Origin of the sequence: Methylocystis sp. IM3 (genome assembly GCF_038070105.1) — a bacterium.
Taxonomy (GTDB): Bacteria; Pseudomonadota; Alphaproteobacteria; order Rhizobiales; family Beijerinckiaceae; genus Methylocystis.
In genome coordinates this window covers 302,501-320,423 of the sequence record NZ_JBBPBZ010000002.1, presented here as the reverse complement: position 1 = coordinate 320,423, position 17,923 = coordinate 302,501, and the positions used below count along the sequence as shown (strand labels likewise).

Sequence of the window (17,923 nt, the reverse complement as noted above, 5' to 3'; positions counted from 1 at the left end):
GTTCTCACCGGAGTTTCAAGATGCGCATCCGCATCCGCCACGAAACCACCTATCGTTACCTCAAGCCGGCCAAGTCCGTCATCCAGCATCTGCGGCTGACGCCCCGCAATTTTGACGGCCAGCATGTCAAGAACTGGCGCATCGAGGTCGACCGCGATTGCCGGCTGACCAGCGCCGAGGACGCCTTTGGCAACATCCTCCATCGTTTCACGGCCGATGGGCCGCTCGACTCGATCACGACCACGGTCGAGGGGGAAATCGCCACTTTCGACACGGCCGGCGTCGCCTCGGGCGCGCTCGAACGCTTTCCGCCGGCGCTCTACATGCGGCAGACGCCACTGACCGCGCCCAGCGCCGAAATCCTCGATTTCGCACGGGAGACCGCACGCGGCGGCGACGATCTGTCCCGGCTCCATGCGCTTTTGGCGGCGATTTACGCGGAGATGAACTTCGACACGGACGCGACCCACGCCGCGACGACCGCGGTCGAAGCCTTCGACGCGCGCAAGGGCGTGTGTCAGGACTTCGCACATCTTTTCATCGCCTGCGCGCGGGCGATCGACGCGCCGGCGCGCTATGTCAGCGGCTATTATCTGAGAAGCGACGGCGACGCGCAGGTCGCGGGCCACGCCTGGGCGGAAGCCCATGTCGCGGGCCTCGGCTGGGTCGGCTTCGATCCAGCCCATGGCCTTTCGCCCGGCGAGCGCCATCTGCGCCTGGCGACCGGGCTCGACTATCTGGGCGCCGCCCCCGTTCGGGGCGCCCGCGCGGGGGGCGCGGGCGAGACGATGGGGGTGAAGGTGCGCGTGGCGCCGAGCGTCGCCCAAAGCCCAAGTCCAAGCCAAAGTCAGAGCCAGGCCCAGTAGGATAAGGCCTTCAGGCCGCCACCCTGTCCGGCCCGGCCTCGCATTCGATCGCCGGCGCCAGTTCGGCCCAGCGCAGGCCCGCCTCGTCATAACGAAGCCCGGCGGCTCCCTGCCGCTGGAGCGCCTCGACGACCTTGGGCCAGACGCCCTTTTTCTCCCAGCGGTGGTAACGCGTATAGGTTGTGTACCACTTCCCGAATTCCGGGGGCAGGCCACGCCAGGGCGACCCCGTGCGCGCGACCCAGAACACGCCCTCCAGGAACAGCCGGTTATCGCGCCCGTGGCAGCCGGGATCCCCTTCTTTCCCCGGAAGAAGCGGCGCAACCGCCGTCCAAAGCTCGTCCGTCAAGATTTTGTCGTCCACCCCAGCCTCCGTCATTGACCGAGCAAGGCCAGCCCCTGGCCCCAAATCACAGTCAAGCTTATGCTACCGGAGGTTGCATTCTTGTCAACATAAGCTTTGCCGTAAATTTTTCGTTAACGCCGCGGACAGACCACGACGCAGCCGCGTGGGAGGCGCCAGCCGACGCCCCCGTCACCACGCTTGCGACTCGCGCCGGGCTGTGGCACAAGGCGCTTGTCCGCGCGGCCGAAGGCTGCGAGGTACGAAAACCCAGCGCTGCAGTAGCTCAGTGGTAGAGCACTCCCTTGGTAAGGGAGAGGTCGAGAGTTCAATCCTCTCTTGCAGCACCATTCTCTCATCGAAGCCGCTGCGCGAGCGTCTTCCCGGAATGGGCAAGGGCGTCTGCCGCCGCGCAGGGCCATCGACCCGGTAATTCATCCGATTTTTCCAACACATGCCTGCGCGGTTGGACCGCTTCTTGCAGCGCCGCACGCGAAGATGTTACGGGCGCAAAATTGAAAATTGTTATCGTCGATGAAAGTCCGATCCGGGCCGCGATCCTCGAGGAGGGTTTGCGGGAAGCGGGGTTTGTCGAAGTCGAGCGCATCGCGCAGACGCACAATCTGCTCAAGCGCGTCTACGCCATCGACCCCGACGTCATTCTGATCGATCTGGAAAACCCCTCCCGCGACGAACTCGAACAGATGTTCCAGGTCAGCCGCGCCGTCCGGCGGCCGGTCGCCATGTTCGTCGATCAGTCGGACGCAGCCTCGATTCAGGCGTCGGTGGACGCCGGCGTCTCCGCCTATATCGTCGACGGCCTGAAGAAAGAACGGATCAGGTCGATCCTCGACCTCTGCATCTCGCGATTCAACGCCTTCGCGAGCCTGCAAAGCGAACTCGAGCGTGCGAAATCGGATTTGCTGGCGCGCAAGACGATCGACCGCGCCAAGGGGATTTTGATGAAGTCCAAAAACCTGTCGGAGGACGAGGCCTATCGGCTGCTGCGCGGCGTCGCCATGCGCGAGAACAAGAGAATCGCCGATATCGCACAGTCCGTCATTACGGCGTCGGAGTTGCTGAAATGATGTCCCGCCGTCCGATCAAGATCGGATTCATGCCGCTTGTCGATGCGGCCAGTCTCTTCATTGCGGTCGACAAGGGTTTTGCGGCGGTCGAGGGCCTCGACGTCGAGCTCGTGCGCGAGGTGTCCTGGTCCAACATTCGCGATCGTCTCGCCATCGGCCATTATGACGCAGCGCATCTCCTTGCGCCGATGGCCATCGCCGCGACGCTCGGCCTCAACCAGGCGAGAGTCGCGCTCGTGGCGCCCTTCAATCTGGCCTTCAACGGCAACGCCATAACAGTCTCGCGCGATCTCCATGCCCGCCTGCTTGCGGCCGCGGACGGCGATATCGCCGACCCGTCCGTCAGCGCCCGCGCCCTGGAAAAAATCATCCACGAAGGCGAGCGGCGTGGCGCTGAGCCGCTGACCTTCGGCATGACGTTTCCCTTCTCTGCGCATAATTACCAGTTGCGCTACTGGATGGCTCAAGGAGGCGTCGATCCTGATCGGGATCTTCGCCTTGTCGTGCTGCCGCCGCCCTTCATGGCGGAAAATCTCGCCAAGGGACAGGTCGACGGCTTCTGCGTCGGCGCTCCCTGGAGCGAGGTCGCCGCGGAAGCCGGCGTCGGCGTCATTCTCCACTCCGCAAGCAGGATCTTCAGCCCGACCCCGGAGAAGACCCTGGCGATGCGGGAGCGCATGGCCAAAGACGAGCCCTCGCTCGTCGTCGCGCTCATCAACGCCTGTCTGAAAGCTTCGGATTTCATCGCATCGCCACAGAATGACGAGGAAGTCGCGTCGATACTCGCACGCCCGAACCGGGTTGGCGTCGAGGCGCGGATACTCCGTCGCATCCTCTACGACCGCCGGAATGCATCGACTCCCGGCGCCGACGGCGATCTGATGCTTGGCGACCGTGTCCTCGGCCGTCCCTTTCCCTATCAGGCGGCCTGGCTCTATGCGCAGATGGCGCGCTGGGGGCAGGCGCGCTTGTCGATCGACGCCCTTGGCGCGTCGAAACGCGTGTTCGATCCTTGCTTTTTCGACAGGGCCGAGGGCTGCGCGCATAAAACCGCGCCGCGTCCCATCACGGCCTTCGCCGGTCCTTCCTTCGACGCCGGCGACATCCCGGCCTATGTCGCGGGCTTCGCAATTGGCGCGAAGCCCGAGTGACTTTTTTGAAGTCGTTCGGCCTCATGGTTTGGCGCCCTACGCCCAGCGCCGCGGCGCCGAACAAGGCGCGCCCGGACGCCCCCGTTCAAGCCCGCCCCCTTGTTTTGAGTGGCGTTCGCCGCATGAGCCCGACTTGGCGCCGCTATTGCAATTGAGTTCTTGAACGCGCCGCTCGTGGCGCGGAGCCCATCGAAGGGCTCATGCAGCAACGCCGCTGTGACGAAAACGTCCGAAGCTTTCGGACTTTTCGCGCAGCGGCTTTTTTTTCGCCACACGCGCGGCGCGCAGGATCGGAGGTAATCGATGTCGACGAGATCAGGCGGTCTTTCAGCAGGGGCGATGCTCGATCGAAGAAGCGTGCTGAAAGGCGCGGCGGCCACTGTGGCGGCGGCCGCGACCGGCGCGCCGCGCGGCGTGTTCGCCGAGTCGGCGGGTCCCGAGACGACGAAAGCGGTCCTTGGCTACATCGCCCTCACGGACGCAGCGCCGCTCATTGTCGCGAAGGAAAAGGGACTCTTCGCAAAATACGGGATGCCCGATGTCGAGGTCGTCAAACAGGCGTCGTGGGGCGCGACCCGCGACAATCTCGTTCTCGGCGGCGCGTCCAACGGCGTCGACGGCGCCCATATTCTGACGCCCATGCCCTTCCTCATCGCCACGGGCAAGGTGACGCAGAACAACACGCCGACGCCGATGTATATCCTCGCGTGGCTCAACCTCGATTGCCAGGGGATTTCGGTCTCCAACGAATATGTGGATCTCAAGGCGACCGTAAAGGCGGATGCGCTGAAAGCCGCTTTCGCGCAAAAGAAAGCCCAGGGAAAAGAGGTCAAGGTCGCCATGACCTTCCCCGGCGGCACGCATGATCTCTGGCTTCGTTACTGGCTCGCGGCGGCGGGCATAGACCCCGACAAGGACGTCTCCACCATCGTGGTTCCGCCGCCGCAAATGGTCGCGAATATGAAGGTCGGCAATATGGACGCCTTCTGCGTCGGCGAGCCCTGGAACGAGCAGCTCGTCACGCAGGGCGTCGGCTACTCGGCCTGCACGACGAGCGAGCTGTGGCAAAAACATCCCGAGAAGGCGCTCGGCATGCGCGCGGAATGGGTCGACAGGAATCCAAAAGCCGCTCGGGCGCTCGTCGCCGCCGTGATCGAGGCGCAGCAATGGTGCGACAGGAATGAAAACAAAGCCGAAGTCGCGACGATCATCGGACGCCGGCAATGGCTCAATGCGCCGGCCTCCGACATTGCGGGCCGCCTGAAAGGCGACATCAATTACGGCGCGGGCCGCGCGGAGAAAGGCACGACATACGGGATGAAATTCTGGCGCGACAACGCCTCATATCCTTTCAAGAGCCATGACGCCTGGTTCGTTACAGAGGAAATCCGCTGGGGAAAGCTGGATCCGAAGACCGACATCAAGGGCCTCGTCGCCAAGGTCAATCGCGAAGACATATGGCGCGAAGCGGCAAAGACCGCCGGAGTCTCGCAAAGGGACATTCCCTCCTCGACGTCGCGCGGGAAGGAGACCTTCTTCGACGGGAAGGTCTTCGATCCCGAAAGACCGCTCGATTATCTGAAAAGCCAATCCATCAAGCGCGCCGTGGCCTGAAAAAGGAAAAGAGAGCAGCATGACGATGCCCCTCACGCGCGATGAGCGCACGCCAGCCATCTACGACGACGAAATCGAGGAAGCCTTCCGACGCCGCCGCACGCCGTTGCTGATCAAATACAAGGAACCGATCAAGGCGTTCTTCGCCGCGCTCCTGCCCCCGCTGATCACGCTCGCGCTGCTTCTTCTCGTCTGGCAGCTTCTCTGCGCCAGGCCGACTGCGGCGCTTCCCTCGCCCGCGCGCATCTGGTCAGAGGCGTCCGACCTCATTCTGCATCCTTTCTACCAGGCAGGCTCGCAGGACATGGGATTGGGGTGGCGCGTCGTCACATCCCTGCGGCGCGTTGCGGTCGGTTTCGGGCTTGCGAGCGTCGCGGGGGTGCTTCTCGGCGCCTTTGTCGGTCAGTCACAGTGGGCGACGCGCGGTCTCGATCCGATTTTTCAGGTGTTGCGCACCGTGCCTCCGCTCGCGTGGCTGCCGATCTCGCTCGCCGCCTTCCGCGATAGCCAGCCGTCGGCCATCTTCGTGATCTTCATCACCTCGATCTGGCCGATCATCATCAACACCGCCGTCGGCATCAGGAACATTCCGCAAGATTACCGCAACGTCGCGGCGGTGCTGCGTCTCAACCAGCTCGAGTTCTTCTGGAAGATCATGATCCCCTCCGCGGCTCCCTATATCTTCACGGGCCTGCGCATCGGCATTGGCCTCTCCTGGCTCGCCATCGTCGCCGCCGAAATGCTCACGGGCGGCGTCGGCGTCGGCTTCTTCATCTGGGATGCCTGGAACTCATCGCGACTGCCCGACATCTTCGTTGCGCTCGCCTATATCGGCGTCACGGGATTCATCCTCGATCGTCTCGTCGCTCTTCTCGGCTATCTCGCGACGCGCGGCATGCAGACGAACTAGGGAGGCGAACAATGCCCGGTTATCTCAAGATCGAAAACGTCGACAAAATCTTCACGAGCGGCGGGAAGACCGCCAGGGTTCTCGAAAATGTCTCGCTGCGGGTCGAAAAGGGAGAGTTCATCTCCATCATCGGCCATTCCGGCTGCGGTAAATCCACGCTTCTCAATATCGTCGCCGGATTGACGCGCGCGACGAACGGCGTCGTCCTGCTCGAGGAACAGGAAGTCGACGCGCCCGGTCCGGACCGCGCCGTCGTGTTCCAGAACCACTCGCTTCTTCCCTGGCTCTCCGCCTACGACAATGTGCGGCTGGCCGTGGACAAGGTCTTTGGCTCCTCGGCGAGCCGCGCCGAGCGGCGCGACTGGACCCTGCGGAATCTGGAGCTCGTGCGCATGCTCGAGGCGAAGGACAAGCGGCCAGGTGAAATCTCGGGCGGCATGAAACAACGCGTCGGCATTGCGCGCGCCCTTGCGATGCAGCCGAAAGTCCTGCTGCTCGACGAGCCTTTCGGCGCACTCGACGCTCTGACGCGGGCGCATTTGCAGGACCAGGTGATGGCGCTACAGGACAGCCTCGGCAATACGGTGATGATGGTCACGCACGACGTCGACGAGGCGGTTCTCCTGTCCGACCGTATCGTGATGATGACGAATGGGCCGCAGGCGACCATCGGCGAGGTGCTCGACGTTGCGCTGCCCCGCCCGCGCGACCGCATCGCGCTCGCAACGGATCCGGTCTATCTCGCCTGCCGCCAGCGCGTGTTGCAGTTCCTCTACGAACGTCATCGCTACGTGGAGGCGGCGTGATGGAAAATCGCGGGAACCCGGAAAGACTCGTCGTCGTTGGCGGCGGCATGGCCGCGACGCGGCTCATCGAAGAGGTGACGGCGGCGGCGCCCGGACGCTATCGCATCACCGTGGTGGGGGAGGAGCCGCAACCTGCCTATAATCGCGTCCTGCTCTCCTGTGTGCTTGCGGGCGAGGCCGACATTGCCGACATCGCGCTGAAGCCCGAGCAGTGGTGGCGCTCGGCCGGCGTCGAGTTTCTGCGTGGGCGCCGGGCGGTGGAGATCGACCGCGTCGCGCGCAAGGTGCGGCTCGACGACGGCGCCCGCCTTTCCTATTGCAAACTCGTGCTCGCCACAGGGTCGCGGGCCCTGCGATTGGATATCGACGGCGCCAGGCTTCCGGGCGTCCATACGTTTCGCGACCTTGCGGATGTCGAAGCGCTGTCGCGGCTCGGCGCCAACGGCAAGAATGTCCTCGTCATTGGCGGCGGCCTGCTTGGGCTCGAGGCCGCGCATGGGCTCGTACGGCGCGGCGCTAGAGTGACGCTCGCCCATGTGATGGACCGGCTGATGGAGCGCCAGCTCGACGCCGACGGCGGTGCGCTCCTGAAAACTCTCGTCGAAACGACCGGCGTCCGCGTCCTGCTCGGCGCCGACACGAAGCGCATCGCCGGCGCGGGGCGGGTCGAGCAAGTCGAATTCGCCGACGGATCGGCCCTCGAGGCCGACGCTGTCGTCTTCGCCGTCGGCGTTTGCGCCAATGCCGAGCTCGCCCATGACGCAGGCCTCGCCGTAAACCGTGGCGTCATCGTGAACGACGGCCTCGTGACCGACGACCCGGACATATTCGCACTGGGCGAATGCGCCGAACATCGGGGCGTCTGTTACGGGCTGGTGGAGCCGGCCTATGAACAGGCGCGGGTTCTTGCCGCGCGCCTTGCCGGCCATGAGGCGCAGTATGGAGGGAGCGTCGTCTCCACCAATCTCAAAGTCTCGGGGGTGCGGGTCTTTTCCGCCGGCGACCATCTCGGGCGGCCGGGCGCGGACGTCTTGTACTGCAAGGACCCGCGCATGGGCGTCTACAGGAAGCTCGTCGTCGAGGGCGACAGGCTGACCGGCGCCATTCTTTTGGGCGAGACGAGCGGCGCCCGCGATTGTCTTGATCTCATCCGCTCCGGCCGAAGCGTTGCAAACGTGCGCGATCAGCTGATGTTCGGCGCGCCGCGCCTTCAGGAGGCCGCCTGACATGACTATTGACTTCACACTCGATCAGAAACGCTATCTCGAGGGCTTCGCGGCCGGCCTCGCGGCGCGCGGCCGCGGCGTCTCTCCCGCAACGCAGGGCAGGACGCCGGGTCCGGAGGCCGCGCTGCTGGAAGCGCAGGATCGCGCCGCCGCCTCGGGCGCGAAGCTTTGCGATCAGGAGAAGTGGAAGCGCGAGGAACATCCTTTCGACGCCTATCCGCGTCTCGTCACACAGGCGCGGGAGAACCGCCCGCCCAAGCCCGCGGACAATTTTCGCTGGCGTTATTACGGCCTCTTCTATGTCGCTCCGGCGCAGGACGCCTATATGTGCCGGCTGCGCATTCCCAATGGCGCGCTGACGCATTGGCAGCTGGCTGGACTTGCCGGTCTTTCGGAAAATTTCGGCGGCGGCTATCTGCATGTGACAACGCGCGCCAATGTTCAGATCCGCGAGATCGCGCCGTCGGACGCCGTCAATGTCGTGGAGGCGGTGCAGGATCTCGGCCTCTGGTCGAAAGGCGCCGGCGCCGACAATATCCGCAATATCACGGGAACCCCGACCGCGGGCGTCGATCCGCAGGAGCTGATCGACACGCGCCCTTATGCGCGCGCGATGCACCATCACATCCTCAATGACCGCTCGCTCTTCGGTCTGCCTCGCAAATTCAACATCGCCTTCGACGGGGCGGGCCTGATCGGCGCGCTGGAAGACACGAACGACATCGGCTTTCAGGCCGTTGAGATCGCGGCGGGCCATGACGCGCCTCCCGGCGTCTATTTCCGGCTGACGCTCGGCGGCGTCACGGGGCACAAGGATTTCGCGCGCGACACGGGCGTGATCGTGCGGCCCGACGAGGCGATCGAGGTCGCGGACAGAATTCTCCGCGTCTTCATCGACCACGGCGACCGCGCCAACCGCGCCAGGGCGCGGCTGAAGTATCTGCTGGACGCCTGGGGTTTCGAAAAATTCCTGGCGGCCGTCGAGGAAAAACTCCAACGCAGGCTCTTGCGCAGCCCGGCTGGCGCGATCCTTCCGCGCCCGCGACAGGACCGCGGCGCCCATATCGGCGTGCACGAGCAAAAGCAGCCGGGCCTGCGGTGGATTGGCGTCGGCCTGCCGGCCGGCCGGCTGACCCCCGCGCAGGCCAGGGGATTGGCCGATGTGGCGGCGAAATATGGCGACGGCGGCGTGCGGCTCACCGTCTGGCAGAATTTGCTGCTGACGGGCGTCGGCGCGGAAAAGGTCGCGCAGGCGGAGGCGGCGATCGAGGCGCTCGGTCTCTACACGCGCGCGTCGCCTATCCGGGCCGGCCTCGTCGCCTGCACGGGCAGTTCCGGCTGCCGTTTCGCCGCCGCGGACACGAAACGCCACGCCGTGGAAATCGCCGACTGCTGCGAGCGCGCGGCGCCCGTCGATACGCCGGTGAACATACATCTCACGGGCTGCCATCACTCCTGCGCGCAGCATTACATCGGCGACATCGGCCTGATCGGCGCACGCGTTCCGATCAATGACGAAGGCGATGCGGTGGAAGGGTATCATATCGTCGTCGGCGGCGGCTTCGCCGATAACGCCGCAATCGGCCGGGAACTCTATCGCAACATCCGCGCGGAGGACGCCCCACGCGTCGTCGCAAGCCTCCTTCGCGCCTATCGGAAAAATCGCGAGAGCGAGGCCGAGGATTTCGCCGCCTTCGCGCGACGCGTCGAAACGGAGACCATTCGTCGTCTCGCCGATGCAGAGGAGACCGCATGAATCATACTGCGCCGCCGGCCCTTCTCATTCCTGAAACCGCGCCTTTCTCCACCGAACAGCGCGCCTGGCTCAACGGCTTTTTCGCCGGCTTCGCGGCGCCGGAAGGCGCCGCCGTCACCCCGCTCAGCCCGGAAGGCGCAAAGGCCATCATGGCTGGCGCCGCCGCTGACGATGACGACGGCGAGGCGCCCTGGCGCGATCCCACGCTTGCCCTCGACAAACGCATGCAGCTCGCCGACGGCCGGCCCTTGCGCAGGCGTCTGATGGCCGCGATGGCGCAGCAGGACTGCGGCCAATGCGGTTACAATTGCGAGGCCTACGCCGAGGCGATCGTGTCGCGGAAAGAGGCGCGCCTCAATCTCTGCGCGCCGGGCGGCAAGGAGACTGCGCGCATGTTGAAAACGCTCGCGGAAGAAATGCGCGACGCGCCCGCCACGACGACCGCCCCCGCCGTCGAGCCGGACGCCGCGCCGGTCTGCGCGCCCGGGCGCTCGCGCGGCGTGCCCGTCGCCGCGACGTTCCTCGCCCGGCGGCGGCTGAACAAGGGGGGCTCCGAGAAAGAGACCTGGCATCTCGACTTCGACATATCGGAGAGCGGGCTGGATTACGCCGCGGGCGACAGCTTCGGCGTCTTCGTGAAAAACAATCTGGGCCTGGTCGATCAGATCATCGCCATGCTCGGCGCCTCGCATGTGACGCCCGTGCGCGGCAAGACCCTGCGCGAGACATTGCAGACCGATCTGTCGCTTTCGCCTGCGCCGGACGCGCTGTTCGACCTCATTTCCTTCGTCACCGGCGGCGCGGAGCGCGAGAAGGCCCGGCGTCTGGCGCAGGGCGAGGATCCCGACGGCGACGCCGCGACGCTCGACGTGCTCGCGGCGCTGCAAAAATTTCCCGGCGCGCGGCCGCATCCCGAAGCCTTCGTCGAGGCGCTCGAACCGCTGCAGCCGCGCCTCTATTCGATCTCGTCGTCTCCGAAAGCCGCGCCGGGGCGTCTGTCGCTCACGGTCGACGCCGTTCGTTACGTTGTCGGCAAGCGCAAGCGGCTGGGCGTCGCCTCCACTTTCCTCGCCGAACGGATCGCGCCCGGCGAGACGCTGCCGGTCTATGTGCAGGCGGCGCACGGCTTCGCGCTGCCCGGCGAGGGATCCAGGCCGATCATCATGGTGGGTCCCGGAACGGGCGTCGCGCCGTTTCGCGCCTTTCTGCAGGAGCGCGCAGCGACTGGCGCGACAGGACGGAACTGGCTGTTTTTCGGCCATCAGCGCGCCGCCCATGATTTCTTCTACGCCGAGGAGTTCGACGCGATGAAGGCGACTGGCCTGCTGACGCGGCTGTCACTCGCCTGGTCGCGCGACGGCGGAGAAAAATTCTACGTCCAGGATCGCATGCGCCAGGCGGGCCGCGAGCTTTGGGCCTGGCTCGCCGAGGGCGCGCATTTCTATGTCTGCGGCGATGCGCAACGCATGGCCAAGGACGTGGAGCGGGCGCTCGTCGACATCGTCGCCGAATATGGCGCGCGCAGCGTGGACGAGGCGATCGCTTTCGTGGCGGGACTGAAGAAATCCGGCCGCTACCAACAGGACGTTTATTGAGGGAAGTCCGATGCTCGACGTAGTTTCAATCTCCAGCGCCGGCGCGGAGCCCGCTGCGCTCTCGCCCCGCGCGACGGCGACGCGAACGACCTGCCCTTATTGCGGCGTGGGATGCGGCGTCCTTGCATCCGCCAATGACGCGGGCGGCGGCGACGTCTCCGGCGATCCGTCCCATCCGTCGAATTTCGGGCGCCTGTGTTCCAAAGGGGCCGCTCTGGGGGAAACGCTCGGCCTCGAGGGTCGCCTGCTGCATCCCATGCGGCGGCTTGGGGATGGGCGTTTCGAGCGGGTGTCCTGGGAGAGCGCTCTCGACGCCGCAGCCGGGGGATTCAGGCGCATCATCGATCGCCATGGGCCCGACGCCGTCGCCTTTTATCTCTCCGGTCAACTGCTCACGGAAGATTACTATGTCGCCAACAAGCTGATGAAAGGCTTCATCGGTTCGGCGAATGTCGACACCAATTCGAGACTCTGCATGGCGTCCGCGGTCGCGGGACAAAAGCGCGCCTTTGGCGCGGACGCCGTGCCCGCCTGCTACGAGGATCTCGACGCTGCGGATCTGATCGTGCTCGTGGGGTCGAACGCCGCGTGGTGCCACCCCGTCCTCTTCCAACGAATGTTGCGAAATCGCGACGCGCGGGGCGCCCGCCTCGTCGTCATCGACACACGCCGAACGGCGACGGCGGAAAGCGCCGATCTTTTTCTTCAGATCGCGCCGGGCGCGGATCAGGCGCTGTTTTGCGGCCTGCTTGTCCATCTTGCGAAAAACGGAGCCCTCGACGAGGATTTCATCGAGCGGCGCACCGACGGCTTCCAGGCGGTTCTCGAGCAGGCGCGAGGCATCTCTCCGACGGTCGCGGCGACAGCGGCCGCGGCCGGCCTGCACGAAACCGACGTTGCGGTCTTTTTCGAAATGTTCGCGCAGACGTCGCGCGTGGTCACCGCCTTCTCTCAGGGCGTGAACCAGTCGGCGCAGGGAACAGACAAGGTCAACGCCATCGTCAATTGCCACCTCGCCGCCGGCCGCATCGGAAAAGTCGGAGCGTCGCCCTTTTCGCTCACGGGTCAGCCGAACGCCATGGGCGGTCGCGAGGTGGGCGGCCTCGCGAACAGCCTCGCGGCCCATATGGGGTTCGAGCCCGAGAGCGTCGACCGGGTTCGACGGTTCTGGCGGGCGCCACGGATGGCCGAACGGGAGGGACGCAAGGCCGTCGAGATGTTCGAGGCGATCGCGCGGCGAGAGATCAAGGCGCTTTGGATCGCGGGCGCAAATCCGGCGGCCTCGCTGCCGGACGCAGACGCCGCGCGCGCGGCATTGGGAACGCTCGATCTCCTCGTCGTTTCCGACAATGTGGCGTCCAACGACACGATCAACAGCGGCGCGCATATTCTGCTCCCCGCCCACGCCTGGGGCGAGAAAAATGGAACGGTGACGAATTCGGAGCGCCGGATTTCCCGGCAGCGCCCCTTCCTTTCCGCGCCCGGAGAGACGCGAGCCGATTGGGCGATCTTCGCCGGTTTTGCCCGCAGGCTCGGTTTTCCGGGCTTCGACTTTCACTCGGCGGCGCACGTCTTTCGCGAACATGCCGCCCTTTCCGCTTTCGAGAACGAGGGGGCGCGCGACTTCGACATCGGCGCCCTCGCCCATTTGAGCGACGACGCCTACGATACTTTGGAGCCGACGCAATGGCCCATCGGGCCGGGCGAAACGGTCGGGCGCGCGCGGCTTTTCGACAAGGGCCCGTTTTATACCCCCGATGGGCGCGCGCGGTTCGTCACGCTCGCGCCCCCCGCGCTGGCCTCTGCGCCAAGCCCCGAATTTCCGATGCGGCTCAACACCGGGCGCGTGCGCGACCAATGGCATACGATGACCCGCACGGGGAGGAGTCCTCGCCTCGCCCGCCACGCCCCCGAGCCCTTCGTCGAAATCAATCCGGGCGACGCACGGCTTCTCGGCGTCGAAGATCACGGCTTTGCGCGCGTCTCCACTGAGCATGGTTCCTGCGTTTTGCGGGCGATCGTGACCGAGCGCCAGCCCAGCGGGCAGATATTTGCGCCGATTCACTGGACCGACGAAACATCCGCTCAGGCGCGGATCGGCGCGCTCGTGCGGCCGTGCGTCGATCCTTTTTCCGGACAGCCCGAATCGAAAGCGACGCCGGCGGCGGTCGCCCCCGGCGCATTTGCGCGCCAGGGCGTCCTGCTGGCGCGGCAGCCGCTGGCGCTGCCTCGAAATATCTGGTGGGCGCGCATCGCCGTGGCGGGGGGCGTCGGTTACCGTGTCGCAGGCGACGAAGACTGCGCCTTCTGGCTCGCCTTCATGCGAAGCAATTGCTCCCGGGACGTTATCGAATATAGCGATGAGGCCAGGGGAATTTTGCGCGCCGCGGCCTTTCTGGCCGACCGCGCCGAATTGTTCCTGTCACTTGGACCCTCGGCGCCGGCAGCGGACGCGGGGTTTGATTTGAACGCGATCGAGAGGATGAGCGCCTCGCAGCGTTTCATGCTGCTGTCCGATGGTCAGGAGCCGCGCGACGCGCCGGGAGGTCACGCCGTCTGCGCCTGCTTTGGCGTGAGCGAAAAAGAAATCAAAGCCGCCATAGCCACGGGCTGCAAGAGCGCCGCAGAGATCGGCCGGATGCTGCGCGCGGGAACGAATTGCGGCTCCTGTCTTCCGGAGATCGGGCGCATGCTCATGAAGCAATAGGCTGGCGGCCAGGCTTAATCGCGCGCGCCTTGCCGCGACCAAGCGGCAAGGGATAGACTTTGCCCCAGTCGTCATCCGGACAAAGGCGCGTCATGACTTTGCGAATCGCCGTCACCGGCCTCACCGGCCAGGTCGTCAGCGCCCTGATCGAGCGCGCGGCGAAGGACATTGAAATCACGGCGCTGGGACGCCCTCAGCTGGATCTCGGCCTGCGGAACGCCGTTCTCGCGGGCCTGCGTCATGCCCGCTGCGACGCCATCGTCAATGCGGCCGCCTATACGGCCGTGGACAAGGCTGAGAGCGAAGCGGAGATCGCCATGCGCATCAATGGCGCGGGCGCCGCTCACGTCGCCGAGGCGGCGGCCGAGCTGAATGTGCCGCTGCTTCATCTGTCGACCGATTACGTTTTCGATGGCACCTTGGACCGCCCCTATCGCGAGGACGACCCCACGGGGCCGACGAGCGCCTACGGGCGCTCCAAGCTGGCGGGCGAGCAAGGGATCGCCGCAGCCCATGACAATCACGTCATTTTGCGAACGGCCTGGGTCTACAGCCCTTTCGGAGTGAATTTCGTCAAAACCATGCTGCGCCTCGGAGAAACGCGCGACGAAATCTCGGTCGTCGCCGACCAGATCGGCAATCCCACGAGCGCGATCGACATCGCCGATGCGATTTTCATCCTCGCCCGTCGCCTGGTCGACGACCCTGCGCCGGATTTGCGGGGCGTTTTTCATCTCTCCGGCGCAGGCGAGGCGAGTTGGGCCGACGTCGCGGAGGCGACCTTCGCCGAGGCGGAGCGGCGCGGACGCCGTCCCGTCCACGTCAAGCACATCACCACAGCCGATTACCCGACGCCCGCACGACGGCCGGCGAATTCGCGGCTGGACAATGGAAAGCTCATCGCGCGCTACGGGCTACGATTACCGCCGTGGCGCCCATCGCTGGGAAGCTGCGTCGCGCGTCTCCTTGGAAGCGCAGGATGAATTTCATCCTGCGCGGTTGGGAGCGTGCGAACACTGGTCAATAATTGAAGCGCGGGAAGCCTCGCATGGGAAACATGCTTTCGCGCGCGCTGCGGCGATGCCTAGCGGATGCTCCGCCGTCTATTTTCGATTTTTTGCTAATTTTTGAAGTCCTTGGATGCGGGGGCAGGATTTGAACCTGCGACCTTCAGGTTATGAGCCTGACGAGCTACCGGGCTGCTCCACCCCGCGCCGAGGGACTGACGCTAAAAAGCGCCGCGGAAGTGGGCGGCGCTTTTATGTTTGGATCGGAAGAGGCTGATTTATGTGTTTGGCAGGCCTGGCGACGACCTACTCTCCCAGGTCTTGAGACATAGTACCATTGGCGCGGAAGCGTTTGACGGCCGAGTTCGGGATGGGATCGGGTCTGATCGCTTCGCCGAAGGCCACCAGGCCGGCGAAACACATATTGAAGCAAGGGTCTTTCCAGCCGTCCTCACTGTTATGAGGATGGGCGTTGATAAATGAGAGCGATCAAGCCGATCGAGCTATTAGTACCGGTAAGCTACGCGCGTCGCCGCGCTTCCACACCCGGCCTATCAACGTGGTCGTCTTCCACGGCTCTCGAGGGAGAACTCGTTTTGAGGTGGGTTTCCCGCTTAGATGCATTCAGCGGTTATCCCGTCCATACATAGCTACCCTGCACTGCGGCTGGCGCCACAACAGGTCCACCAGAGGTATGTTCATCCCGGTCCTCTCGTACTAGGGACAAATCCTCTCAATTCTCCTACACCCACGGCAGATAGGGACCGAACTGTCTCACGACGTTCTGAACCCAGCTCACGTACCACTTTAATCGGCGAACAGCCGAACCCTTGGGACCTTCTCCAGCCCCAGGATGTGATGAGCCGACATCGAGGTGCCAAACAACCCCGTCGATATGGACTCTTGGGGTTATCAGCCTGTTATCCCCGGCGTACCTTTTATCCGTTGAGCGATGGCCCTTCCACGAGGGACCACCGGATCACTATGACCGACTTTCGTCTCTGCTCGACTTGTCTGTCTCGCAGTCAGGCAGGCTTATGCCATTGCACTCGACGAGCGATTTCCGACCGCTCTGAGCCCACCATCGCGCGCCTCCGTTACTCTTTGGGAGGCGACCGCCCCAGTCAAACTGCCTACCATGCATTGTCCCGGACCCGGATGACGGGCCTCGGTTAGACATCCATGACGATAAGGGTGGTATTTCAAGGGTGGCTCCACACGAGCTGGCGCCCATGCTTCAAAGCCTACCACCTATCCTACACATGCCGACACGAATGCCAATGCAAAGTTACAGTAAAGGTGCACGGGGTCTTTCCGTCTGACCGCAGGAACCCCGCATCTTCACGGGGAATTCAATTTCACTGAGCTGACGTTGGAGACAGCGGGGAAGTCATTACGCCATTCGTGCAGGTCGGAACTTACCCGACAAGGAATTTCGCTACCTTAGGACCGTTATATTTACGGCCGCCGTTTACCGGGGCTTCAATTCAAGGCTTGCACCTCTCCTCTTAACCTTCCGGCACCGGGCAGGCGTCAGACCCTATACGTCATCTTGCGATTTCGCAGAGCCCTGTGTTTTTGTTAAACAGTTGCCACCCCCTGGTCTGTGCCCCTCCGATCTGGTTGCCCAAACCGAAGGCCTCCTTATCCCGAAGTTACGGAGGTAAATTGCCGAGTTCCTTCAACGTCATTCTCTCAAGCGCCTTGGTATACTCTACCAGTCCACCTGTGTCGGTTTCGGGTACGGTCTGATGTGGAGGCTATTTCCTGGCGCAACCAGGCCGCAAGGACAATCCAGTAAGTCCTCACGACTTTCGTCACGCGTCACCTTCCACTGGCTCACGAATATTAACGTGATTCCCATCGACTACGCCTTTCGGCCTCGCCTTAGGGACCGGCTAACCCTGCGAAGATTAACTTTACGCAGGAACCCTTGGACTTTCGGCGACACTGTCTTTCACAGTGTTTCTCGTTACTCATGTCAGCATTCGCACTTCCGATGCCTCCAGAGCGCCTCACGGCTACTCCTTCACCAGCTTACGGAACGCTCCGCTACCGCTCATCCTTGCGGATGAACCCAAAGCTTCGGCTCGTGGCTTGAGCCCCGTTACATCTTCGGCGCGAGAACCCTTATTTAGACCAGTGAGCTGTTACGCTTTCTTTAAAGGATGGCTGCTTCTAAGCCAACCTCCTGGTTGTTTTGGGATTCTTACATCCTTTCCCACTTAGCCACGAATTAGGGGCCTTAGCTGTTGGTCTGGGTTGTTTCCCTCTCCACGATGGACGTTAGCACCCACCGTGTGTCTCCCGCACACTTCTTCCAGGTATTCGGAGTTTGGTTGGGTTTGGTAAGTCTGTGGGACCCCCTAGCCCATCCAGTGCTCTACCCCCTGGAGAATTCATGCGAGGCGCTACCTAAATAGCTTTCGCGGAGAACCAGCTATTTCCGAGTTTGGTTGGCCTTTCACCCCTAACCACAAGTCATCCGAGTCTATTTCAACAGACACCGGTTCGGTCCTCCAGTGCGTGTTACCGCACCTTCAACCTGCTCATGGCTAGATCACTCGGTTTCGGGTCTAAAGCAACGAACTGAACGCCCTGTTCAGACTCGCTTTCGCTGCGCCTACGCCTACCGGCTTAAGCTTGCTCGTTACTTTAAGTCGCTGACCCATTATACAAAAGGTACGCCGTCACCCAGGACAAACCTTGGGCTCCGACTGTTTGTAGGTATCCGGTTTCAGGGACTGTTTCACTCCCCTCGTCGGGGTGCTTTTCACCTTTCCCTCACGGTACTTGTTCACTATCGGTCGCTGAGGAGTACTTAGGCTTGGAGAGTGGTCTCCCCATGTTCAGA

12 protein-coding genes, 2 tRNA genes and 2 rRNA genes (1 of these 16 only partly in view) are annotated in these 17,923 nt (G+C 63.8%); 12 read left to right on the top strand and 4 right to left on the bottom strand.

The genetic code is table 11. The features are described 5' to 3' along the window. Positions 1–20: 20 nt before the first annotated feature. Complete coding sequence (locus WOC76_RS03290) at positions 21–866, top strand: transglutaminase family protein (protein WP_341103905.1); 846 nt, start codon at positions 21–23, stop codon at positions 864–866. 10 nt (positions 867–876) lie between these two features. Here WOC76_RS03290 and WOC76_RS03285 read toward each other — a convergent pair whose 3' ends face one another. Then, positions 877–1,230, bottom strand: coding sequence for a transposase (locus WOC76_RS03285; RefSeq protein ID WP_341103906.1), 354 nt, complete (start codon positions 1,228–1,230; stop codon positions 877–879). Positions 1,231–1,484: 254 nt separating this feature from the next. On the opposite strand from WOC76_RS03285, the gene WOC76_RS03280 reads away from it, so the two are divergent. The 11 genes from WOC76_RS03280 to rfbD all read left to right on the top strand — a co-directional run bounded on the left by WOC76_RS03280 (position 1,485) and on the right by rfbD (position 15,045). Further along, positions 1,485–1,559: transfer RNA gene (locus tag WOC76_RS03280), tRNA-Thr, on the top strand. Positions 1,560–1,724: 165 nt separating this feature from the next. Then, positions 1,725–2,297, top strand: coding sequence for an ANTAR domain-containing response regulator (locus WOC76_RS03275; protein WP_341103907.1), 573 nt, complete (start codon positions 1,725–1,727; stop codon positions 2,295–2,297). Then, positions 2,294–3,448: a CmpA/NrtA family ABC transporter substrate-binding protein gene (locus WOC76_RS03270; protein WP_341103909.1), complete on the top strand. Its 1,155-nt coding sequence runs from the start codon at positions 2,294–2,296 to the stop codon at positions 3,446–3,448. The genes WOC76_RS03275 and WOC76_RS03270 overlap by 4 nt, the downstream gene beginning before the upstream one ends. Positions 3,449–3,751: 303 nt before the next feature. Beyond that, complete coding sequence (locus tag WOC76_RS03265; protein ID WP_341103910.1) at positions 3,752–5,062, top strand: CmpA/NrtA family ABC transporter substrate-binding protein; 1,311 nt, start codon at positions 3,752–3,754, stop codon at positions 5,060–5,062. Between the two features lie 19 nt (positions 5,063–5,081). Then, a complete protein-coding gene (gene ntrB, locus WOC76_RS03260) occupies positions 5,082–5,972 on the top strand; it encodes a nitrate ABC transporter permease (protein ID WP_341103912.1) in 891 nt (296 codons plus the stop codon). Positions 5,973–5,983: 11 nt separating this feature from the next. Beyond that, a complete protein-coding gene (locus WOC76_RS03255) occupies positions 5,984–6,778 on the top strand; it encodes an ABC transporter ATP-binding protein (RefSeq protein WP_341103913.1) in 795 nt (264 codons plus the stop codon). After that, positions 6,778–8,004: an NAD(P)/FAD-dependent oxidoreductase gene (locus tag WOC76_RS03250; protein ID WP_341389614.1), complete on the top strand. Its 1,227-nt coding sequence runs from the start codon at positions 6,778–6,780 to the stop codon at positions 8,002–8,004. Before WOC76_RS03255 ends, WOC76_RS03250 begins: the two co-directional genes overlap by 1 nt. A 1-nt stretch (position 8,005) precedes the next feature. Beyond that, positions 8,006–9,760, top strand: a complete 1,755-nt coding sequence (locus tag WOC76_RS03245; RefSeq protein ID WP_341103915.1) for a NirA family protein — start codon at positions 8,006–8,008, stop codon at positions 9,758–9,760. Then, positions 9,757–11,355: a sulfite reductase subunit alpha gene (locus WOC76_RS03240; RefSeq protein ID WP_341103916.1), complete on the top strand. Its 1,599-nt coding sequence runs from the start codon at positions 9,757–9,759 to the stop codon at positions 11,353–11,355. The genes WOC76_RS03245 and WOC76_RS03240 overlap by 4 nt, the downstream gene beginning before the upstream one ends. Positions 11,356–11,365: 10 nt before the next feature. Next, on the top strand, positions 11,366–14,062 hold the full coding sequence (locus WOC76_RS03235) for a nitrate reductase (protein ID WP_341389613.1): 2,697 nt from the start codon (positions 11,366–11,368) through the stop codon (positions 14,060–14,062). Between the two features lie 98 nt (positions 14,063–14,160). Then, the gene (gene rfbD / locus WOC76_RS03230; RefSeq protein WP_341108705.1) at positions 14,161–15,045 is read left to right on the top strand and encodes a dTDP-4-dehydrorhamnose reductase; all 885 of its coding nucleotides are present in this window, start codon (positions 14,161–14,163) and stop codon (positions 15,043–15,045) included. Between the two features lie 154 nt (positions 15,046–15,199). Here the strand turns inward: rfbD and WOC76_RS03225 are convergent. The 3 genes from WOC76_RS03225 to WOC76_RS03215 form a co-directional block, all read right to left on the bottom strand. Then, positions 15,200–15,276 (bottom strand) — tRNA-Met (locus WOC76_RS03225). A gap of 86 nt (positions 15,277–15,362) precedes the next feature. Beyond that, positions 15,363–15,478: ribosomal RNA gene (gene rrf, locus WOC76_RS03220) — 5S ribosomal RNA — on the bottom strand. A 76-nt stretch (positions 15,479–15,554) separates the two neighbouring features. Continuing rightward, positions 15,555–17,923: ribosomal RNA gene (locus WOC76_RS03215) — 23S ribosomal RNA — on the bottom strand (it continues 482 nt past the right edge of the window).